The following is a 21672-nucleotide window of genomic DNA, read 5'->3' as shown; positions in this document are numbered from 1 at the left end:
GTGCTTGAACCCCAGCAGAGCCAACCAATTCTATTTACAAACCTAGACGAGTGGTTATCCCACTTGGAGACTGCGCATCGAGTAGGAATCGATATGGGACTTGGCCGTATTACCCGGGTCAAGGAATCGCTGGGACTGAAGTTTCCATGCCCCGTGATTACGGTGGGCGGAACGAATGGCAAAGGTTCGACTTGTGCATTTCTAGAAAGTATCTTACTGGCGGCCGGATATAAGGTAGCCTGTCATACATCACCCCATCTCTTGCGATTTAACGAGCGCGCCAGAATCAATGGGGCTGATGTCGGTGATGCTGATTTACTAAACGCCTTTGAGCGAGTTGAACAGGCGCGTTGTCGATTGAGTGATCCACCAACCCTCACATATTTTGAGTTCACCACTTTAGCAATCATGGATCTCTTTGCCAATGCGAAGGTTGATGCTGCGATCTTAGAGGTCGGGATGGGCGGGCGACTCGATGCGGTCAATATTGTCGATGCGGATTGCGCGATTGTGACCAGTATTGATTTGGATCACATGGCTTATTTAGGTAATACCCGTGAGGCGATCGCTTTTGAGAAAGCAGGTATCTTCCGACCCAAGGCGATTGCAATCTGCGGTGATCCGATGCCTCCCACGTCTTTGATCAATCACGCTAAGGAGATTGGTGCTGACCTCTACCTGATGGGCAAGGATTATTCATTTACGGGCGATCAACAGCAATGGGGTTGGTCGGGACGGGGTAAGCGCTTTAGTGGTCTTGGCTATCCTGCATTACGGGGCGCTAATCAACTTCTCAATGCTTCAGCAGTAATTGCTGCATTGATGGCCTTGCATGATCGATTACCGGTTAGCGCTCAGGATATTCGGAATGGCTTAGCGCTGGTGGAGTTACCTGGACGCTTTCAGGTTCTGCCAGGCAAGCCCACCGTGGTATTAGATGTTGCCCATAATCCGCATGCGGCAGCGACCTTGGCTCAAAGTATTGAAGCTATGGCATATCACCCATACACCTATGCCGTGTTCGGGGCAATGGCCGATAAAGACATTGAAGGTGTACTCAAACCAATGTTAGATATCGTTGATTATTGGTATTGCACCGATTTACCAACGCCAAGAGCTGCCTCAGCGCACGATCTTGTAAAACGCTTGCAGGCTCTCAACAAAGAAGCCTTAGTGTTCCCAAATCCAGGAGCTGCCTATCAAGCGGCATTGGATAAAGCAGGTGAGGGTGATAGAATTACAGTCTTCGGATCCTTCTATACCGTTGCAGGCGTAATGGCTTATCGAAATAACCAGGCACATTGATCCATGACCTTCTTATCGAATCTGTTTCGACGCAAGCCTGCCCCCCAAAAAATTGAGCCCCTGGCTCGTCGCACCCTAGCAAAGCGCGCAAAGTCTGCTGAAGATAATGGAGAAGACCTTGCGCTGACCGAGGACCCTGAAAAGCAACGTGCTCGTCACCGCTTAATCGGTGCTGCTACGCTGGTATTAATTGCAGTGATTGGCTTGCCGCAGATTTTGGATCAACAACCCAAACCAGTCGCTAATGACATCACGGTGCAAATTGTGAGTAACTTGCCTAATCCTGCAGCTGGTGTGCTCAATGCCGAACCTGATAAAAAACCACCGGTGGAAGTGAAAGCAGAACCAAAACCTGAGCTTGCGCCAGCAGCCCCTGCGAGCCCTCCGGTGGCAGCGCCAAAACCAGCTAGCCCAGCCCCAGCAACTTCGAATGCCCCAAATAAAAGTTTAGGTTTAGCACCGGGTGAAGAATTGGTGAGCACCAGCAAAGAGCCTGCTGGCGCAGCTGATGCCAAGGTAGCAGCCAATGGCAAGTTTGTGATTCAGATTGGGGCCTTTGCTTCTGAGGAGCGTGCCAATGGTTGGGTTGCTAAGTTAAAAGAGAACAAGATTCCGTATTACGTTTTAACCCGTAATAACGCCGAGGGCGTCAAGCTCTATTTGCTAAGAGCTGGCCCATTTTCGGAGCGCGAGGCGGCAGAGTCGGCCGAGAAACGAATCCGCTCCCTTGGCTTAAGCCCTCGCATCGTTGAGCTGAATAAGAGTTAATCATGCAGTCACTCGGCGCCATCCAACTAACAACCTTAGATTACTTTGCGATTGGCATCTTGATAGTTTCAGCAGTGATTGGCTTGTGGCGCGGATTTTTTCGGGAGATCATTGCGCTCGCATCTTGGTTTGCTGCTGCGTGGCTCGCTTACCATTTCTGTAATTATTTGGCGACCGAATGGCTCTCGGCATTTATTCCCAATGAGACCGCGCGCTTAGCCGCTGCTTTCCTACTCATCTTTGTTGCCGTCCTCATTGCCGCTGGGTTATTGGCTCGCGCCTTTCAGTCCTTACTCTCGAGCGCTGGGCTTACCTTGGTTGATCGTTTCTTTGGATTATTGTTTGGTTTTGTGCGGGGCGCCTTGGTACTGGTTGTATTGAGCACGCTGGGGGCGCTCACTGGTGCGCAGGAGACGCAGGCATGGCAAGCTTCTGCAATTCGGCCAGTGCTTGAACAGGGAACGGGCCTAATCCGTTCATGGTTGCCTGAAAACTGGGCAAAGCAGTTAAATGCAATTTCAATGACCGATCGTTCCCGATCGGCAGGGGGCTAACTATGTGTGGTGTTGTCGGAACGATTTCGCATCGACCTGTAAATCAACTCTTATATGACGCCTTGCTCCTGCTGCAACATCGCGGCCAGGACGCAGCCGGGATTGCCACCATGAACGGTAATTCGTTTGCGATGCATAAGGCCAATGGCTTGGTGCGCGATGTATTCCGCACTCGCAATATGCGCAGTCTTGTAGGCAATGCAGGCATCGGCCAGGTGCGCTATCCCACTGCTGGTTCGGCTAGCAGTGAAGAGGAGGCACAACCGTTTTATGTCAGCGCACCCTTTGGCATTATCTTGGCGCATAACGGCAACCTAACCAATGCCCCTATGCTGCGGAGTGAAATGGCTTATCGTGATCGCCGCCATATTAATACTAGCTCCGATACCGAGGTCTTACTCAATGTCCTCGCTGATGAGTTACAAAAAGAGACCAACAGTGCTGCCTTGGATGATGACTCGATCTTTAAAGCCGTCGCAGGCCTTAACAAACGGGTGAAGGGATCCTACGCAGTGGTGTCTCTCATTGCTGGATTTGGTTTGTTAGCATTTCGGGATCCTTTTGGGATTCGTCCTTTATGCATCGGTAAGGTCGATACACCCGATGGGCCGGAATGGATGTTGGCTTCCGAGTCGGTTGCGCTGGAAGGATTGGGCTACACCTTCGTGCGGGATGTGGCGCCGGGTGAGGCGATCTACATTGATCTCGATGGAAACTTTCATACGCGGCAGTGCGCACCCAATGCTAGTCTTAATCCATGTATTTTTGAGTATGTCTACTTGGCTCGTCCCGATTCAACCATTGATGGCGTGACCGTGTACAACGTTCGCATGCGCATGGGTGACTACTTGGCCGAGAAGATTCGGGCGGAGACCGACGTTAGTAAGATCGATGTGGTGATGCCAATCCCTGACTCGAGTCGACCGGCTGCACTTCAAGTGGCAAAGCGCTTAGGCATCTCCTATCGTGAAGGATTTTTTAAGAATCGCTACATCGGTCGCACCTTCATCATGCCTGGTCAAGCGGTACGCAAAAAGTCTGTGCGTCAGAAGTTAAATGCGATGCGGATTGAGTTTAAGGATAAGACCGTCTTAATTGTCGATGATTCGATTGTGCGCGGCACCACCTCGTATGAGATTGTGCAGATGGCGCGTGAGTCAGGAGCCAAGAAGGTGATCTTTGCATCTGCTGCACCGCCAGTGCGCTTTCCCAATGTCTACGGCATTGATATGCCAACCCGCAGTGAGCTGGTTGCGTATGGCCGCACCCATGACGAAATTAATGATCTCATCGGAGCCGATCAGCTGATTTATCAAAGCGTTGAGGATATGAAAAAAGCGGTCCAAGACATTAATCCCAATATCAAAAATTTTGAGGCATCGTGCTTTGATGGCCATTACATTACGGGCGATATCACCGAGGCTTATTTGGATGCACTCGAGGCAGCACGTAATATTGCAAACAAGGAAGAGGATCGCAAGAGCGACCCTAGTGACTTTGCACGCTCACAACTGCATTTGCATTTAGCCAACGGAGACTAAACAACAGTCGTGGCATTTGCAGCATGCTCTGCGTGACAGCCCGTCATTTACCTGTCAAACTTGATCTGTTATGAAAAAATCCATACGGCCTAAACCTAATCTCAAAACCTTGGCACCTGAGACCCTAGCGGTTCGAGCTGGTACTCGTCGTTCAAGCGATTATCAGGAGCACTCGGAGGCGATGTTCTTGACCTCCAGCTTTTGTTTTAACTCAGCCGAAGAGGCAGAGCATGGCTTTGCCCATGCCGATCAAGGATTTATCTATTCACGGTTTACCAATCCAACGGTCAGTATGTTTCAGGACCGTCTTGCGGCACTCGAAGGTGGCGAGGCATGCATTGCCACATCCTCTGGAATGGCCGCCATTTTGACCACGGCGATGGCGCATCTGCAAGCAGGTGATCATGTCGTGTGCTCAAAATCTGTGTTTGGTGCAACCACCCAGCTGTTCTCATCAATTCTGAGTCGCTTTAGCATTACGACAAGCTATGTGGCAATTGCTGACCTGAAGGCTTGGCAAGCAGCGGTACAAAGCAATACCAAGCTCTTTTATCTAGAGACTCCGTCCAATCCCTTAACGGAGATTGCGGATATTGCGGGAATTGCGAAGATTGCTAAGAAAGCCAAAGCGCTATTGGTAGTGGATAACTGTTTTTGTACCCCGGCCTTACAAAAGCCTTTGGCGCTCGGTGCAGATGTGGTGATTCATTCAGCGACCAAGTATCTTGATGGGCAAGGGCGGGTCGTCGGCGGGGCAATTGTGGGTAGTCGTGATTTCGTCATGGGTAAAGTATTTCCTTTTGTTCGTACCGCGGGTCCCACGCTCTCCGCGTTTAATGCCTGGATCTTTTTGAAAGGGCTCGAGACCTTAGAGCTGAGAATGCAAGCGCAAAGTGCGAATGCTCTAGCATTGGCGCAGTGGTTAGAGAAACAAATTGGAGTCGAGCGCGTGTATCACCCAGGTCTGAAGAGCCATCCGCAGCATGCCTTGGCAAAGCGCCAGCAAAAAGCAGGTGGCCCGATTGTGTCATTTGTTCTGAAGGGTGGCAAGAAAGCGGCGTATAAGCTCATTAATCAAACACGTTTATGCTCCATCACAGCAAACCTTGGCGATACGCGTACTACGATTACACATCCAGCCAGTACGACCCACGCTCGTATTACACCGCAAGCACGTAAAGACGCCGGCATTGTTGATGGTCTAGTCCGGATTGCCGTTGGCCTTGAGAACATTGACGATCTCAAGCGCGACCTATCGGCTGGATTAAAGAAGTAATTAAGTAACACCAACAAAACGTCGCGGGTCGTTAATTGGGCGCAGCGGCATGATATGAATCAGCTTGCAATCGAGCTCGAGATACACCTGCGCATCTCGTTCCAAACCTAAACGCTTCACTTCTGCAGCAGAAGCTTCCCATGTTAAGAGTTCATTCAAACCATCGATCGAGAACTCAATGAGTGCAATCTGACCCAAAGCACTGATGGCGTTAACGCGACACGGAATGCGATGGCTGTCTGGGTTGATGTGCACACTGAGCCCCTCTTGAGGAATCACCCATGCTACTTGAGCATTGGGTGGAATGCGACCTTTATCAATCACTTGAAAGGTCCAGGGGCTTGAACCCCACGACAGAGTGCCGCCATTAAACACCCCATGAAAGAGATTAGGGATGCCAACGAGCTGGGCAACACGTGCATTACGGGGCTTAGTAAATAAGGATTGTGGGTTCGCGGTTTGTAAACCCACACCGTGATCGAGCACGGTGATGCGGTCGGCTAATAAATGGGCCTCACGCAGATCGTGCGTGACCAAGATGATGGGGATGTTGAGTTGCTTGCGAAGCTCAGCCAGCGTTTGATACAGTTTCTGGCGAGTCGGTATATCGATTGCTGAGAAAGGCTCATCGAGCAAAAGCATCTTGGGTGAACGTGCTAAGGCGCGCGCCAGAGCAACACGTTGTTGCTGCCCACCCGATAACTGTTTGGGTAAGCGCTCTCCAAGTTCGCCAATATTGAGTTCATCGAGCCAACGCTGAGCTTCAGCCCTACGCTTTTGTGGATCGCTGATGGCGTTGTAAAGCGCCATACATACGTTATCGAGGGCGCTGAGATGGGGAAAAAGAGCGTATTGTTGGAATAAGAATCCGCATGAGCGTTGATTGGGTGGCAAGATGATCATAGGCCCACGGGCCGGATCACGATTGAGCCAGACCTGATGATCGCATTCAATGTAAGCAAACTCCGGATGGTGAAGGCCGGCAATGGAACGCAAGATACTGGTCTTGCCGCTGCCCGAGGGGCCCACTAAGGCATGAACTTCACCGGCATCAATCTCTAGCTGAATCGACAGGGGGTTGGGAAGCGTTTGCTGAAGATGAACCTTAAGCACGGCGCGCCCCAGCAGTATTGCGACCAAAGACTCCATAGGAAATAGCAATGGCAACAAGCGAGATCAACAACAGGATCACAGAAAGAGCACTGGCTCCTGCGCTATCAAACGTCTGCACCTTGTCGTAAATTGCGATCGATGCAGTTTTGGTTTCTCCAGGAATGGCGCCCCCCACCATAAGGACCACTCCAAACTCACCCAAGGTATGGGCAAAGGTCATCGCCGCACCACTAAGGATGCCTCGCCAGGCCAAGGGCAGCTCAATGAAGCGAAAGCGCTGCCAAGTACTAAGTCCACTGACCTTGGCTGCTTCCTTAATCTCTGTGGGGATCGCTTCGTAGGCCCGTTGGATGGGTTGGATTGCAAACGGTAGATTGACGATGATGGAGGCAATTAAGAGACCAGTGAATGAGAACACCAGGGGTTCCCCAAAGAGACTTTTGCCAGCAAACGCCACGATAAAGTAGTAACCCAAGACCGTGGGCGGCAAGACCAAGGGTAGGGCGAGTGCGGCTTCGGCCCAGGATTTCCAGGGGCCAGCTTGGGCTAACTGATAGCCAAGCCAGATCCCAATGGGGATCAAGACCACCAAGGTCCAAAAGGCCAACTGTAAGGACAGGAAAATTGCTTGGGTATCTAACAATTAATTATTTAAATCAGTTACTTATAAAATGTTTCTAGAATGAATCTGGGTATTGATGTTTACCAAGTCTCTATTCTAGTCGGATCGAATCAGGGTAACTCTGTATATTTATTTAGACAAATATTCGGTGTAATATGCGCAATTACGCATATTTATGTCAAGTCCATTACCTCAAACTAAAAACTCTTTAGCCCAGGGCTTTGCGGATGGCTTGTCTAAAAAACATTTATCCCCGGAACAAATGGAAACCCTTTTTAAAGAGGTCTCTGCGTTCTTTGCGGTTCTTGCTGAGCCATCCCGTCTGCGCATCATGTATGCATTATGCGAGGGTGAAAAATCCGTCAGTGAGGTGATTGAGTTCTCGAAATCGAGTCAAGCAAACGTGTCGCGCCATTTGGGAACACTCCATCAGGCCGGGATATTAACGCGTCGCAAAGTTGGTACCACGGTTTATTACTCGATCTGCGACGACGCCACGCTTGAAATCTGTCAACGCGTTTGTGGCCGCGTCATGAATGAATTGTCTTGATTAAGTCTGATGAATTTTTGTTTAACCATCTAATCCTTAATGAATATGAGTGAACGAACCAAAACCACGCAATCTCTGGGTAATCCGAATCTCATTCGGAAGGCGCCCGAGAACTTTCTGTCGCAAGAGACAATCGCTGAAATCAACCAACATGGCGCTGATGAGACCCGCCGCGGATTTCTGCGCAAGAGTTTCATGGCGGCCCTTGGTGGTGTAGGCGCTGCAGGAAGCGGCTTGGCCCTTGCTAATCCCCAGGGCGACCCAGCGATTCTGGAAAAGCAAATTTGGCAAACGACTCTCGGTAAGAATGTGGCTACCGAGCCCTATGGCACCCCATCCATTTATGAAAAGAACTTAATCCGTCGCGAGTCACCGGGATTAACCCGCGTATCGGCGGCATCCGTGGCGTTTACTCCACTGCAAGGGTTGTTTGGCATCATTACGCCCAATGGCTTGCACTTCGAGCGCCACCATCAGGGTTGGTACAACATTGATCCCAATAAGCATCGCTTGATGATTAATGGCCTCGTGAAGAATGAAAAAGTGTTCACGATGAACGACCTCTTACGATTGCCATCGGTATCACGCATTCACTTTATCGAGTGCGGTGCCAACACCGGTTTAGAGTGGGGCAATGTGGCTGTACCAACCGTGCAATATACCCATGGCATGCTCTCATGCTGCGAGTTCACGGGCGTACCACTATCAACGCTTCTGGATATCTGTGGCGCTGATCTAAAGAAGGGCAAGTACATTTTGGCCGAAGGTGGCGATGGCTCAGGTATGACCCGCACCATCTCCATGGAAATGGCGTTGGACGATGTCATCGTTGCTTGGGGCATGAATGGTGAGATGTTGCGCCCAGAAAATGGCTTCCCACTCCGCTTAGTCGTGCCAGGTGTGCAGGGCGTCAGTTGGGTGAAGTGGTTACGACGTCTTGAGGTGGGTGATATGAAATACGCCACCAAGGATGAGGCAATTCACTATATTGATTTGATGCCAGATGGCTTGCATCGTCAATACACTTCAATTCAGGAATGCAAATCCGTCATCACTACACCATCAGGTGGTCAGCAACTCTTTGATAAGGGTTACTACAACGTGAGTGGTTTGGCGTGGTCGGGTCGTGGCAAGATCAAGCGCGTGGATGTTTCGTTTGATGGTGGTAATAATTGGCGCACTGCACGACTTGAGACCCCTATCTTAACGAAGGCTCTTACGCGCTTTAACATCGATTGGGTTTGGGATGGCTCGCCCACCATCATGCAATCGCGTGCGATCGATGACACGGGTTATGTGCAACCCACGATTCGTCAATTACGAGCCGTGCGTGGTACGCGCTCCATCTATCACAACAATGCAATTCAATCGTGGAAGGTTGATACCAATGGCGAGGTCAGCAATGTTCAAGTCGGCTAATGTTTTGATGAAACCCATTTTTGCAAGCGCCCTAGTTGCTACTGTTATTTTCTCCAGCAGTGCTGCGCATGCGCAATCTGCTCAAGCTACTCCAGCGGCAAGTAAACCAAAGCCCTATATGAATATGGGCCGTAATGCGACCCCTGCAGAAGTAGCAGCCTGGGACATTGATGTGCGCCCTGACTTTAAGGGCTTACCACCTGGATCTGGCTCAGTATCCAAGGGGCAGGGTATTTGGGAGCAAAAATGTGCGAGCTGCCATGGCACATTCGGCGAATCCAACGAGGTCTTTACGCCAATTGCCGGTGGAACCACAAAGGATGATGTTAAAACCGGCCGTGTTGCTTCATTAACGAGTGAGAAGCAACCGCAGCGAACCACGATTATGAAGGTGGCCACGATTTCAACTTTGTGGGATTATGTTTATCGTGCCATGCCATGGAATGCGCCGCGCACACTGACGGTTGACGAGACCTATGCGCTAGTTGCTTTCATGCTCAACTTGAGTGAAGTGGTTCCGGATGACTTTGTACTATCGAACAAAAATATTGCGCAAGTGCAAGGCATGATGCCTAATCGCAATGGCATGACCCAGAAACACGGTTTATGGACCGTGAAGGGTACACCCGATGTGAAGAATACAGCTTGTATGAGCAATTGCGCCCAACACGTTGCGATTGGATCGGTCTTACCTGACTATGCTCGCAATGCGCACAATAACCTGGCAGAGCAAAACCGAGAGTATGGTCCGTATCGTGGAGTTGATACCACCAAACCACCTTTATCTGCTTTGCCAGCGGCCGGCATGATGATGGTATCGACTGCAAGTGCTGCGGCACCGAAAGCGGCGGGTCCTGCGGATTTATTCAAGAAAGAAAATTGCTCGGCTTGCCACGCACCTGCAGCGAAATTAGTAGGCCCATCGATTGCGGATGTTGCCAATAAGTACAAAGGCGTTGCGAATGCGCAAGCGATACTTGAGAAGAAGGTGAAGGCGGGTGGTGCGGGAGTCTGGGGTGCAATTCCAATGCCCGCTCAACCACAGCTCTCGGATGCCGACAATAAGACTTTGGTGCAGTGGATGTTAAACGGCGGCAAATAAGATTAGTTAACACTTGAAATAAAGGAACAATATGAAAGTTCGTAATTTAGTTGGAAAAATGGCAGTGCTTAGTTCGGCGGCTCTATTCGCGGGTGCGGTCTATGCCTCCCCAGGAGAGCTCTTTAAAAAGAATGGCTGCGCCGCATGCCATGCTCCAGCTGCCAAAATGGTTGGCCCCTCATTGGCAGATATTGCTAATAAATACAAAGGTCAAGCCGACGCCCAAGCGAAGTTAGAGAAGAAGGTCAAGGCCGGAGGATCAGGTGTTTGGGGTCCAATTCCAATGCCTGCTCAAGCGCAGTTATCGGATGCTGATAACAAAGCGATCGTGCAGTGGATCCTGAGTGGAGCAAAATAAGTATTTCGTCAGAAATTAGGGGTTATTACTAACGAAGGTAACACCCCATCGGCTTTATAGTTTTAGGTAAGCAACAACGAATGAGTAGCAGTTGATAACAAGGAGTTTTTATGGATATGCAACGACGTGATGTACTGAAATACTCAGCCATCTTTGGTTTGATGGCTTCAGCCGGTTTGATTACTCCCGCACAAGCGCAAGAGTGGAACAAAGCCGCCTTTGAAGGTAAAACTTTGGATGATGTGTTCAAAGTGCTAGGTGCTGGTAAGCCAGAGACCTCGGCAGCAATTACCATGATCGCACCCGATATTGCCGAGAACGGCGCCGTGGTTCCTGTTGGCATTAACACCACCCTCAAGGCCCAGCAAATGGCAATTTTGGTGGATAAGAACCCCAGCGCATTGGCTGCCCAGTTTTTCATTCCGGCCGGGACCGAGCCATTTGTTACAACTCGTATCAAGATGGGTCAAACCTCCAATGTCTACGCTTTGGTGAAAGCTGATAACAAGTGGAGCGTGGCCGTGAAAGAAGTGAAAGTAACCCTCGGTGGTTGCGGCGGTTAATGATTAAGCCGAATAGTCGATTACTTATTTAACGAATTAGAGAGGAAGCAAAATGTCAGATCCGATGCGCGTACGAGCAACCGAGAGCGGCGGTGTAGTGGATGTCAAAATCCTAATGAAACATGATATGGAAACTGGTCAACGCAAAGATGCGTCTGGCAAGGCGATTCCAGCTTGGTTTATTAGCACCGTAACTGCCAAAGCCAATGGTAAAGATGTCTTTGTGGGCGAATTTGGCCCAGCAGTATCCAAAGACCCATTCTTGAACTTCAAGTACAAAGGCGCCAAAGGCGACAAAGTCACCGTTAGCTGGGTTGATAACAAAGGTGGTAAGCGCACCGATGAGGCAACCGTTTCGTAATTGATAGTTTGTACTTCACTGATTAATAACAAGAAGAGGGATATCATGAGACAACACTGGACTCGCGGGGCGCTTATTGTGTCATCGCTATTTGTTCTGCAAGCATGTACTACACCTGAGCCACCTAAGAAAGCGGCGGCTCCTGCTCCGGCGCCTCAAGCAGCCGCACCGGCTGGCGCACCAACGGCTGAGATTGAGAAGTACCGTGCAATGATTGCTGATGGTAATCCCTCTGATTTGTATGAAATGGCTGGCGAAGAGCTTTGGAAGAAAGCCATGGGCCCCAAGAATGCCACTCTAGAAAAGTGTGATCTTGGTTTGGGACCCGGTGTGGTGAAGGGTGTCTATGCCGTATTACCCAGGTACTTTAAAGATACGAATAAGGTTCAAGATCTTGAGTCACGCATTGTGACCTGCATGGAACGCCTTCAAGGTTTTGATGGCAAAGAAATTATTGCTGGTAGTTTTGGAAAAGGTAAGCGCAAAGACGTTGAGGCGATTGTGGCTTATGTGGTTGCTAACTCCAAAGGTGCAACCATTAATGTTTCCATGAAGCACCCCAAAGAGAAAGAAATGTACGAGCTTGGTAAGAAGTCATTCTTCTATCAAGCCGGTCCGATGGATTTCTCATGCGCTTCCTGCCATGCTGATCCTGGTAAGCGGATTCGCTTGCAAGATTTGCCTGATTTAACCCAACAAAAGGGCGCCGCGCTCGGTTGGGGTGCTTGGCCAGCGTATCGCGTATCAAGCGGTACCTTCTGGACCATGCAATACCGTTTGAACGATTGTTATCGTCAGCAACGTTTCCCAGAGCCGATCTATATATCCGATGACACGATTGCGGTATCGATGTATATGGCCGTCACGGCAAATGGCGGCAAGATGGCCGCTCCTGGTTTGAAACGCTAATCGCTGGAGAACAACATGAAGAATAAATATCTAATTACAGCAGCAACATTATTGGCGTTACCCATGGGGTCTGCCTTCGCCGATGCAAAGTTTGACAAGATGATGAAGGATAGTTTTCAAACGAAAGGCATCGCCTCGATTGATCGTCTGAAGCAAGATGCTGCACAAAAGTATTGCTCGGATCCTGCGGTATTAGCAGGTAAGGGCAACCCTAAGCAGGCTGAGTCGATTCAGAAGGCCAATATGGCAAGTATTAAGCAACCCGCTGATGGCAAATACATCGGCGACTGGAAGGCCGGTGAGCGAATTGCGCAGAGTGGTCGCGGCGCGACCTGGAGTGATAAAGCGGATGCAGTGAATGGTGGTGGTTGCTATAACTGTCATCAAATTAATAAAGCTGAGCTCTCCTACGGAAACATTGGCCCAAGCCTCTGGAACTACGGCAAGCTACGCGGTTACAGCAAAGAAGTTGTGACCTATACCTGGAATCGAATCTACAACTCCAAGGCTTATAACGTGTGCAGCAATATGCCGCGCTTTGGTCACTTCAATTTGTTGACCGAGAAGCAAATGCAAGACGTGATGGCCTTGTTATTAGATCCGAACTCCCCCGTTAATCAGTAAACCAATTTCAAAGGAGTTGTATGTCTTTTAGTAGACGGGAGTTTCTGCAAGCCCTTGCAGTGGCATCGGCTGGTGGAATGAGCTTGCAGTCCAATTTTTCTCATGCTCAAAGTGCTGCACAGAAGTTTTATGACCTGCCAAAGTTTGGCAATGTGCACTTCTTGCATTTCACGGATTGCCATGCGCAATTGCTCCCAATCTACTTTCGTGAACCCAATGTCAATTTAGGCATTGGCGCACAAGAAGGCAAGCCACCCCATTTGGTGGGTGAGTATTTATTGAAGTTCTACGGGGTGAAACCTGGCACGCGTGATGCGCATGCCTTTACCTATTTAGACTTCGCTTCTGCAGCGAAGACCTATGGCAAGGTTGGTGGCTTTGCTCACTTGGCGGCATTGGTTAAACAAATTAAGGCGAGCCGACCTGGCGCATTATTACTTGATGGGGGCGATACCTGGCAGGGCTCAGGAACAGCGCTTTGGACTAATGGTCAGGATATGGTGGATGCCTGTCTAGCGATGGGCGTTGACGTGATGACCCCCCATTGGGAAATGACCTTGGGTGAGAAACGCGTCATGGAGATTGTGGAGAAGGATTTCCGGGGTAAGGTCTCGTTTGTCGCTCAAAATATTAAGACTGCCGACTTTGGTGATGCCGTCTTTGCGCCGTATGCCATGAAGACCATGAATGGTGTTCAGGTTGCCGTAGTTGGCCAAGCATTCCCATACACACCGATTGCGAACCCCCGTTATTTCACACCCAACTGGACCTTTGGTATTCAAGAAGAGAATATGCAAAAGGTGGTGGATGAAGCGCGTGCGAAGGGTGCAAAAGTCGTTGTTGTGCTCTCACACAATGGTATGGATGTGGATTTAAAGATGGCCTCCCGCGTACGGGGCATTGATGCCATCATGGGTGGCCATACGCACGATGGCGTGCCAGCCCCCGTGAAAGTGAAAAATCCTGGTGGCGTCACCTTGGTTACCAACGCTGGATCCAATGGTAAGTTCTTAGGCGTTTTGGATTTTGATGTGAAGGGCGGCAAAGTAAGCGACTTCCGCTACAAACTTCTACCGGTATTCTCCAACTTATTGCCCGCAGACGCAGGGATGAGTGCTTTGATTAAGAAGATTCGGGCACCGTATGAGTCTAAGCTTGCTGAGAAGCTCGCAGTGACCGATGGCCTCTTGTATCGCCGTGGTAACTTCAATGGTAGTTTTGATCAAGTGATCTTAGATGGGCTCTTAAAGCAAAAGAATGCGGAGATTTCATTCTCGCCTGGCTTCCGTTGGGGCACCTCCTTATTGCCTGGTGAGTCGATCACGATGGAGCATCTACTCGATCAGACCGCGATTACTTATCCCTACACCACGGTCACCAATATGAGTGGTGAGATGATCAAAACCGTATTGGAAGACGTCGCTGATAATTTATTCAACCCCGATCCCTACTACCAACAGGGTGGTGATATGGTGCGGGTCGGTGGCTTGCAATATACGATTGATCCAGCGGGTGGTGCTGGCAAACGCATTTCTGAGATGCGCTTAAATGGCAATCTGATTGAGGCAGGTAAGACCTATAAAGTAGCTGGCTGGGCGCCGGTTTCGGAAGAGGCAAAGAATGCCGGCGGCGAAGCCATTTGGGATCTAATGGCACGTCACTTGCGGGAGGTGAAGACCATTAAGGCCGTGAAGCTTAATGAGCCTGTCATTAAAGGTGTCAAGGGTAATCCGGGGATGGCTCCTATTTAGTCGTTCCTTTTTTAACTGGAGGATGGTATGAAAGCATTCGTTCGTGCAGTATTGATGGGCTTTCTAGCCATCGCTTTAACGATTGGCTCTAATTTAGCAAAAGCCGAATCAACCCGGGTGGTTTATCACATCGATGATGCAGCTACCCAAGGCTTAAAAGGCTTACGCAATATACGCAATCACCTCGATGTCTCACCACAGACCAAAATTATTGTGGTGACCCATGCCAACGGGGTCGATATTCTGATGGAGGGTGGCAAAGACAAGAATGGAACCGAATACGCTCCACTGGTTGCCGCCTTAAAGTCTCGTGGGGTACGTTTTGAAGTCTGCGAGATTACCCTGCGCAACCGCAACCTCAAGCGCGATCAATTTATCCTAGATGCCGAGTTCACCCCCTCCGGCGTGGTTCGGATTGCTGACCTGCAATTTAAGGATAAATACGCCTATATCCGGCCCTGATTACTCATTGCTTTATAACTTTTGCTTATATTAGCATTACGGAATAATCTTGATTTTGGCTTCTAAAACACTGATTTTGCTGTAGTTTTTTAATTCAGTCCGATAGAATCACATCTTCAGAAATTGATACATACAAATACTATGAAGACTTTATCGACCTTAGCAATTTTCATCGGTGTTTTAGGTGGATTAGCCGCGCAGCCTGTCGTGGCTGCGCCCAACCTTGCCAATGGCAAGAAGATTGAAGATACCAAGTGCTATCAATGCCATGCTGAGAAGTCTGGCTTGGGTGATGGCACTTTGATTTACACCCGCAAGGATCGTCGGGTGAAGGGCTTAGATCGCTTGAAAGTGATGGTCGCACGCTGTAATACCGAATTACGCCTAGATCTATTCCCAGAGGATGAAGCAGACGTCGTTGCTTACCTAAACCAACAATACTACAAATTTAAACCCTAGGAATCATCATGACTGATTTATCACCAGAGCAGATTCGCTCTCTGGGTAGTCAGGCTTTGCTGATTACCTTTGCGATTACCGCAGTGTTGGGCGCCATCATGCAGCGCACGAACTTTTGCACACTGGGTGCCGTATCCGATGGCCTCCTAATGGAAGATTGGTCTCGTATGCGCCAATGGTGCTTAGCGATTGGCATCGCAATACTGGGGGTTGCTACGATGTCCCACCTTGGATGGATTGATGTCACCAAATCCCTCTATACCGGTAACCGCGTGCTTTATCTATCGACCCTAATCGGTAGCGTTCTATTTGGGATCGGGATGGTTCTGGCATCCGGATGCGGTAGCAAAACCCTCGTTCGGATCGGCAGTGGCAATCTGAAATCCATCGTGGTATTTATTGTGTTGGGACTCGTTGCCTATATGACCATGCGTGGATTTTTAGGAGTCCTGAGAACCAATTCGATCGACCAAGTGGCATTGAATCTCAAAACCTCACAAGATTTGCCAAGCGTTCTTTCCGCCAGCGTTGGTATGGGCAAAGAACAACTACGTTGGATTCTGTCCCTTGTGATTGGTGGCGCCTTTATTGCCTACGCACTTTTAAAGAAATCGTTTTGGACTATTGATAATCTCTTAGCAGGAGTCGGGGTTGGCTTGGCGATCACCGCTATTTGGTGGGTATCCGGGCACTTTGCGCATCTTGAAGAGGACCCCAATACATTGCAAGAAGCATTCTTGGTGACGAACTCGGGTCGGATGGAAAGCCTCTCATTTGTGGCGCCGTATGCCTATTCCTTGGATTGGTTAATGTTCACGAGTGATAAGTCTAAAGTGCTCACCATTGGCATTGTGGCGGTGTTGGGCATGATTGTTGGCTCGGCGATTAGCGCCATCATCAGCAAACGTTTTCGTTGGGAAGCATTTCGGGGTGTTGAGGATACTGCCAATCATCTCGTGGGTGCCGCGCTGATGGGATTTGGCGGAGTCACTGCGATGGGGTGTACGGTCGGGCAGGGCTTGAGTGGAATATCAACTTTAGCACTCAATGCATTTATTGCACTCCCTGGATTTTTCTTGGGAGGCTATTTGGGGCTTCAATACTTACAGTGGCGCATGAGTCCAAAACCCTGTTAAGTATTAAAATGATGTCATGACAGTCGATTGGACATCCTTTACCCCGGGGCCCGCTCTAGTAGGCGGTATTTTGCTGGGAATTGCGGCTGCGCTATACGTTCTCATCAACGGCCGCATTCTCGGAATCAGTGGCATTTTGGGTGGCTTGATTGGCCCCAAGAAAAGCGATTGGTTATGGCGCGCCAGTTTCATATTGGGATTGTTAACCGCTCCTTTGTGGGGAAAGTATGTGTTCCAGATGAGCACAAACGCAGTCATTGATGCGGATTACATCACGCTCATCGTAGCTGGTTTATTAGTAGGCTTTGGTGCTCGCTATGGATCGGGCTGCACCAGTGGTCACGGCATTTGTGGTTTATCGCGCCTGTCACCACGTTCCTTGCTTGCAACCCTCACATTTATGGGTTGTGGATTCTTAGTGGTGTATCTCGTGCGGCATTGGATCTAAGTCGATGAATCAAAATCAATCCTTCTTTTCAAACGGTAGCGAGTATCTCATCGGCGTTTTGTTTGGTCTTGGTTTAATGATTTCAGGCATGACCAATCCTGCCAAAATCTTGGCCTTCCTTGATCTGGCTGGCAACTGGGATCCATCTCTCATTTTTGTGATGGGCGGTGCTGTGCTTGTAGGGCTCATTGCTTTCTACTTAGCCAAGAAACGCACCCAGAGTTTTTTGGGTGGCGCAATGCATATCCCAACTCGGCGCGACATTGATCGTCCCTTAATTATTGGTAGTGCAATGTTTGGTGTGGGTTGGGGACTTGCTGGTTTTTGTCCGGGGCCTGCGCTGGTCTCTCTTGGTTCCGGTGAAACCAAAGCCTTAGTTTTTGTCGTCGCCATGGTTGCGGGGATGTGGTTGTTCGAGCGAACCCAGAAAAAGTCTGTTTAAATTCTTGATGAGATATTTGTAAGGATCCTATGAGCGTTCATATTTCATGTCACAACCCCAATTTTGGAACCGCTGGTCAAATTGAGCCGACCGATGTTGCTCAAATTGCACAGCAGGGTTACAAGAGCATTATTAATAATCGCCCAGATGGTGAAGAGGGCCCAGAGCAACCTAGCAATGCTTCCATCGCTGCCATGGCCAAAGAGCATGGCCTTGAATATGCCTACTTACCCGTGGTGAGCGGTGCAATTACTCCCGAGCAAGTGGTGGAGATGGCCAATCTCCTTAAGGCAATGCCGCAACCGATCTTAGCCTTTTGCCGCTCGGGCGCGCGCTCAACCTTTTTGTATCAACTGGCCTTACAAAACTCTTAAGTATTGCCATGGCAAGCCTTCTCAGTGCAGACGAGCGCTTGGCCATTGCGACTGATCTAGCGCATTGGGCAATGGTTGCTAATCGAGATGCCATTACCCGTTCGTACCAGTTTAAGGACTTCAAGGAAGCTTTTGCATTCATGACCCAGTGTGCACTCATGGCTGAGCAAATGAATCATCATCCCGAGTGGTTTAATGTCTGGAATCGGGTTGAGGTTACGCTCTCGACTCATGACGCTGGCGGTCTCACAAAACTTGATCTGGATTTGGCGCGATCCATGGATCAATACGCCAATGCTCTCTTAGCAAAATAATCCCCATGCGTACGTGGCACACGAAACGAAATTGTTCGTTCACGCCACGCCAGGTTGGTTATTTCTATTTATCGATGTTTCTGTTTTCATCGTTTATTGCCACGTACTTTTTGCTTCATGGCGTTTGGATGATTTTGATCTTCACCGTGATTGAGTTAACCGTACTTGGTATTGCGCTGATCGTCTACGCACGGCATGCGCTCGACTACGAATCAATTGCTATCGATGGCACGGCCCTGAAGATCGAAAAAAGTATTGGTGGAAAGCTCGAGCGCCATGTATTTAATACCCGTTGGCTAACGCTTACGCAAGAGGAGAGCGGTAAGCGTTTAATTCGGGTGGAGGAGAGAAGCAAGGAAATGCCGATCGGTATCTTCGTGCCTCTTGATGCAAGGCCTCAGTTCTACCGGGATCTGCGCGCCCAAATACGGATGGAAGCATAAGCCTAGAGGTAAACTAGCGCTTTGCTTTGTCATTTAGAACTCCTCAATCATGCGCATTGAAATTCCTGCCGATAAGAAATTTGTTCATGAAACGATCATCCCATTACGTTGGGGTGATATGGATGCATTTGGTCACGTGAACAATACACTTTACTTTCGGTACATGGAGCAAGGCCGTATTCATTGGATTGAGTCGTTTGGATTCGGTGCGCATCACGATGAAGGTGGTGCCTTAATTGCAAACGCATTTTGTAATTTCTATGCCCAAGTAAGTTACCCTGCTGATATTGTGGTGCGTACCTATATTGGTAAAGTGGGGCGTACCAGCGTGGATACCTATAACCTCATGTCGCTTGCGAGCAATCCAGAAGAACTATGTGCAGCCGGTGGCGCAACCTTGGTGTGGGTTAATCTCAAGACTAATCGTCCTGCACCGTGGCCAGAACCAATTAAGCAAAATTTAGGGCTGCGTTGAGTTCCGCTTTACTCTCCCCCGAGACCTTGGGTCAGAGCTTAGGTCAGTTTGATTGCATTATTGATGCGCGCTCACCTGCTGAGTATGCCTTAGATCATATTCCAGGCGCGATCAATTGCCCGGTATTAAACAATGAAGAGCGTGCTACTGTTGGCACACTGTATAAGCAAGAGTCTCCCTTTGCAGCCAAGAAATTAGGTGCTGCTCTAGTTGCTAAAAATATTGCCAGTCATTTGCAAGAACACTTTATTCAAAAGCCGCGTGAGTGGCGACCTTTGGTGTATTGCTGGCGGGGCGGGGAGCGAAGTGGTGCCTTTGCTCATATTCTGCAACGAATTGGTTGGAGGGCCCAGCAGCTGCAAGGTGGCTATCAAGGGTATCGGCGTCAGGTGATTGCTGATCTTGAGCGCTGGGCGCCGCTTGCAAAGTTCACCGTTATTTGTGGCATGACTGGCACCGGTAAAACTCGTTTATTACAAGCCTTAAATAGTCATGCTCAAGTTTTGGATCTCGAGGGTCTCGCGGCCCATCGTGGCTCAGTGCTGGGTGGCTTGCCTAATGAAGTGCAGCCCAGTCAGAAAATGTTTGAGAGTCGCCTATGGAATGCGTTACGGCAATTTACATTTGATCAAACCATTTATGTCGAGTCGGAGAGTAAGAAGGTGGGTTGCCTGCATATTCCAGATGCTCTGATGGATCAAATTCGGCAGGGAGATTGCGTTGAAATCAAAGCGGATCGCTCGGTGCGGGTCGATGTACTGATGGAAGAGTACGTCCATCTCTTAAGTGATCATGATGGGCTGCGGCATTTGCTGAGTCTGTTGACGCAACGCTATGGCAAGGAACAAATTACAAAATGGCAGCAATTGGCCACTGAGGGGCGCTACCCAGTATTAGTCGAAGAATTACTGATTAAGCACTACGATCCAGCGTATCAAGATTCAATTGCTCGCAACTTTAGCCAATATCAAAATGCTCGTACTCTCAAGGTCCAAAGTGCGCAGCAGGCAAGCTATCTTGAATTAGCGCAGCAACTTTTGCAATCTAGCTAAACGCCTGGATACCAGTTTGGGCTCGACCCAAAATGAGGGCATGAATATCGTGCGTGCCTTCATAGGTATTAACCACCTCAAGATTGAGCATGTGACGGATCACACCGTACTCATCCGAGATACCATTCCCGCCCAACATATCGCGTGCCATCCGTGCAATATCAAGCGATTTGCCACAGGAGTTGCGCTTCATGATGGAGGTGATCTCAGGGGCAGCGCTTCCTTCATCCTTCATGCGCCCCAATCGCAGAACGCCTTGCAGTGCCAAGGTAATCTCGGTTTGCATATCGGCTAATTTTTTCTGAATGAGTTGATTGGCCGCTAAAGGTCTGCCAAACTGTTTTCGATCTAAAGTGTATTGGCGTGCTGCGTGCCAGCAAAATTCCGCAGCACCGAGTACTCCCCACGAGATACCATAACGCGCTGAGTTTAGACAAGTGAAGGGGCCTTTCAGACCCGTAATTTCTGGGAACTCATTTTCAGCGGGCACAAATACTTCATCCATCACAATTTCACCGGTAATCGAGGCGCGCAGCCCTTGTTTGCCAGTGATTTTGGGGGCGCTTAAGCCCTTCATGCCTTTTTCAAGGATGAAGCCCCGAATTTGATCATCATCGTTCTTTGCCCACACCACAAATACATCAGCAATCGGGGAGTTGGAGATCCACATCTTGGAGCCTGTGAGCGAATATCCGCCAGGAACTTTCTTGGCGCGTGTGATCATGCCACCAGCATCTGAGCCGTAATTTGGTTCTGTGAGACCAAAGCATCCGATCCATTCTCCAGTAGCTAATTTAGGAAGGTACTTTTGCTTTTGAGCCTCGCTACCGAATTCGTAAATGGGTACCATCACTAAGGAGGATTGCACACTCATCATGGAACGGTAGCCAGAGTCAACCCGTTCAATTTCACGGGCAATGAGGCCATAGGAGACGTAATTGAGGTTAGCGCCACCGTATTCCTCGGGAATGGTAATGCCAAGTAGGCCCAATTCACCCATTTCTCGAAAGATGGTTGGATCGGTTGTTTCAGAGCGGTAGGCCTCATGCACCCGCGGGGCCAGCTTCCCCTGAGCATACTCACGGGCCGCATCGGCAATCATGCGCTCCTCGGTGGTCAATTGGTCTTGCAAGAGGAGGGGGTCTTCCCAATGAAACTGCGGCTTACTCATTATTTACCTATTCTGTGAATTCATGCCAATACCGCTATTCTATGAAATATTTCCCCTTTTAACCGCCTCACCGAACCTAT

The 21672-nt window shown here is 49.4% G+C and carries 27 protein-coding genes; 24 read left to right on the top strand and 3 right to left on the bottom strand.

Going from position 1 to position 21672, the window contains the following annotated elements; all coding sequences use genetic code 11:
* The first annotated feature begins 27 nt into the window (after window positions 1–27).
* The 5 genes from folC (at window position 28) to QUE64_RS04990 (ending at window position 5444) form a co-directional block, all read left to right on the top strand.
* A complete protein-coding gene (gene folC, locus QUE64_RS05010; protein ID WP_458574699.1) occupies window positions 28–1305 on the top strand; it encodes a bifunctional tetrahydrofolate synthase/dihydrofolate synthase in 1278 nt (425 codons plus the stop codon).
* 3 nt (window positions 1306–1308) lie between these two features.
* Window positions 1309–2073: an SPOR domain-containing protein gene (locus QUE64_RS05005; protein WP_286224817.1), complete on the top strand. Its 765-nt coding sequence runs from the start codon at window positions 1309–1311 to the stop codon at window positions 2071–2073.
* A gap of 2 nt (window positions 2074–2075) precedes the next feature.
* Window positions 2076–2627, top strand: coding sequence for a CvpA family protein (locus tag QUE64_RS05000; RefSeq protein WP_286222988.1), 552 nt, complete (start codon window positions 2076–2078; stop codon window positions 2625–2627).
* Window positions 2628–2629: 2 nt separating this feature from the next.
* Complete coding sequence (gene purF, locus QUE64_RS04995; RefSeq protein WP_286224816.1) at window positions 2630–4168, top strand: amidophosphoribosyltransferase; 1539 nt, start codon at window positions 2630–2632, stop codon at window positions 4166–4168.
* Window positions 4169–4238: 70 nt separating this feature from the next.
* Complete coding sequence (locus tag QUE64_RS04990) at window positions 4239–5444, top strand: O-succinylhomoserine sulfhydrylase (protein WP_286224815.1); 1206 nt, start codon at window positions 4239–4241, stop codon at window positions 5442–5444.
* Here QUE64_RS04990 and QUE64_RS04985 read toward each other — a convergent pair whose 3' ends face one another.
* Both QUE64_RS04985 and modB read right to left on the bottom strand, forming a co-directional pair.
* Entirely contained in the window at window positions 5445–6584 is a 1140-nt protein-coding gene (locus QUE64_RS04985) for an ABC transporter ATP-binding protein (RefSeq protein WP_286224814.1), read from the bottom strand.
* Window positions 6550–7200 (bottom strand): molybdate ABC transporter permease subunit, encoded by a 651-nt coding sequence (gene modB / locus QUE64_RS04980; RefSeq protein ID WP_286224813.1) that lies wholly within the window; start codon window positions 7198–7200, stop codon window positions 6550–6552. The genes QUE64_RS04985 and modB overlap by 35 nt, the downstream gene beginning before the upstream one ends.
* A gap of 154 nt (window positions 7201–7354) precedes the next feature.
* On the opposite strand from modB, the gene QUE64_RS04975 reads away from it, so the two are divergent.
* The 19 genes from QUE64_RS04975 to mnmH all read left to right on the top strand — a co-directional run bounded on the left by QUE64_RS04975 (window position 7355) and on the right by mnmH (window position 20421).
* Window positions 7355–7729, top strand: a complete 375-nt coding sequence (locus QUE64_RS04975) for an ArsR/SmtB family transcription factor (RefSeq protein ID WP_286224812.1) — start codon at window positions 7355–7357, stop codon at window positions 7727–7729.
* Window positions 7730–7774: 45 nt separating this feature from the next.
* On the top strand, window positions 7775–9148 hold the full coding sequence (gene soxC / locus QUE64_RS04970) for a sulfite dehydrogenase (RefSeq protein WP_286222982.1): 1374 nt from the start codon (window positions 7775–7777) through the stop codon (window positions 9146–9148).
* A gap of 7 nt (window positions 9149–9155) precedes the next feature.
* A complete protein-coding gene (locus QUE64_RS04965) occupies window positions 9156–10250 on the top strand; it encodes a c-type cytochrome (protein ID WP_286224811.1) in 1095 nt (364 codons plus the stop codon).
* Window positions 10251–10281: 31 nt separating this feature from the next.
* Window positions 10282–10608, top strand: a complete 327-nt coding sequence (locus tag QUE64_RS04960; protein ID WP_286222980.1) for a c-type cytochrome — start codon at window positions 10282–10284, stop codon at window positions 10606–10608.
* A gap of 110 nt (window positions 10609–10718) precedes the next feature.
* Window positions 10719–11171, top strand: a complete 453-nt coding sequence (gene soxY, locus QUE64_RS04955; protein WP_108508443.1) for a thiosulfate oxidation carrier protein SoxY — start codon at window positions 10719–10721, stop codon at window positions 11169–11171.
* 52 nt (window positions 11172–11223) lie between these two features.
* Complete coding sequence (soxZ, locus tag QUE64_RS04950) at window positions 11224–11532, top strand: thiosulfate oxidation carrier complex protein SoxZ (protein WP_286222979.1); 309 nt, start codon at window positions 11224–11226, stop codon at window positions 11530–11532.
* 45 nt (window positions 11533–11577) lie between these two features.
* Window positions 11578–12441 carry a sulfur oxidation c-type cytochrome SoxA gene (gene soxA / locus QUE64_RS04945; RefSeq protein WP_458574675.1) on the top strand — a complete coding sequence of 288 codons (864 nt, stop codon included), beginning with the start codon at window positions 11578–11580 and terminating at the stop codon, window positions 12439–12441.
* 15 nt (window positions 12442–12456) lie between these two features.
* Entirely contained in the window at window positions 12457–13065 is a 609-nt protein-coding gene (soxX, locus tag QUE64_RS04940; protein WP_458574674.1) for a sulfur oxidation c-type cytochrome SoxX, read from the top strand.
* Window positions 13066–13085: 20 nt separating this feature from the next.
* Complete coding sequence (gene soxB, locus QUE64_RS04935; RefSeq protein ID WP_286224810.1) at window positions 13086–14816, top strand: thiosulfohydrolase SoxB; 1731 nt, start codon at window positions 13086–13088, stop codon at window positions 14814–14816.
* A 27-nt stretch (window positions 14817–14843) separates the two neighbouring features.
* A complete protein-coding gene (locus QUE64_RS04930; RefSeq protein ID WP_286222977.1) occupies window positions 14844–15278 on the top strand; it encodes a DsrE family protein in 435 nt (144 codons plus the stop codon).
* 141 nt (window positions 15279–15419) lie between these two features.
* Window positions 15420–15737 (top strand): hypothetical protein, encoded by a 318-nt coding sequence (locus QUE64_RS04925; protein ID WP_286224809.1) that lies wholly within the window; start codon window positions 15420–15422, stop codon window positions 15735–15737.
* Between the two features lie 8 nt (window positions 15738–15745).
* A complete protein-coding gene (locus QUE64_RS04920; RefSeq protein ID WP_286224808.1) occupies window positions 15746–16873 on the top strand; it encodes a YeeE/YedE family protein in 1128 nt (375 codons plus the stop codon).
* 16 nt (window positions 16874–16889) lie between these two features.
* Window positions 16890–17321: a YeeE/YedE family protein gene (locus QUE64_RS04915; RefSeq protein ID WP_286224807.1), complete on the top strand. Its 432-nt coding sequence runs from the start codon at window positions 16890–16892 to the stop codon at window positions 17319–17321.
* Window positions 17322–17325: 4 nt separating this feature from the next.
* Entirely contained in the window at window positions 17326–17763 is a 438-nt protein-coding gene (locus QUE64_RS04910; RefSeq protein ID WP_286222973.1) for a YeeE/YedE family protein, read from the top strand.
* Window positions 17764–17792: 29 nt separating this feature from the next.
* On the top strand, window positions 17793–18137 hold the full coding sequence (locus QUE64_RS04905) for a protein tyrosine phosphatase family protein (protein ID WP_286224806.1): 345 nt from the start codon (window positions 17793–17795) through the stop codon (window positions 18135–18137).
* An 8-nt stretch (window positions 18138–18145) separates the two neighbouring features.
* The gene (locus QUE64_RS04900) at window positions 18146–18451 is read left to right on the top strand and encodes a 4a-hydroxytetrahydrobiopterin dehydratase (RefSeq protein WP_286224805.1); all 306 of its coding nucleotides are present in this window, start codon (window positions 18146–18148) and stop codon (window positions 18449–18451) included.
* A 5-nt stretch (window positions 18452–18456) separates the two neighbouring features.
* Complete coding sequence (locus QUE64_RS04895; protein WP_286224804.1) at window positions 18457–18894, top strand: DUF2244 domain-containing protein; 438 nt, start codon at window positions 18457–18459, stop codon at window positions 18892–18894.
* Window positions 18895–18943: 49 nt separating this feature from the next.
* Window positions 18944–19369, top strand: coding sequence for an acyl-CoA thioesterase (locus tag QUE64_RS04890; protein ID WP_286222969.1), 426 nt, complete (start codon window positions 18944–18946; stop codon window positions 19367–19369).
* Window positions 19366–20421: a tRNA 2-selenouridine(34) synthase MnmH gene (mnmH, locus tag QUE64_RS04885; protein ID WP_286224803.1), complete on the top strand. Its 1056-nt coding sequence runs from the start codon at window positions 19366–19368 to the stop codon at window positions 20419–20421. Before QUE64_RS04890 ends, mnmH begins: the two co-directional genes overlap by 4 nt.
* On the opposite strand, the gene QUE64_RS04880 is transcribed toward mnmH, so the two are convergent.
* Window positions 20414–21592, bottom strand: a complete 1179-nt coding sequence (locus QUE64_RS04880) for an acyl-CoA dehydrogenase (RefSeq protein WP_286224802.1) — start codon at window positions 21590–21592, stop codon at window positions 20414–20416. The genes mnmH and QUE64_RS04880 overlap by 8 nt on opposite strands.
* Window positions 21593–21672: the final 80 nt, after the last annotated feature.

The organism is Polynucleobacter sp. HIN7 (assembly GCF_030297595.1).
Classification (GTDB): Bacteria; Pseudomonadota; Gammaproteobacteria; order Burkholderiales; family Burkholderiaceae; genus Polynucleobacter.
Note: the sequence above shows the minus strand (reverse complement) of the source record. Positions and strands in the feature narration are given on the sequence as shown.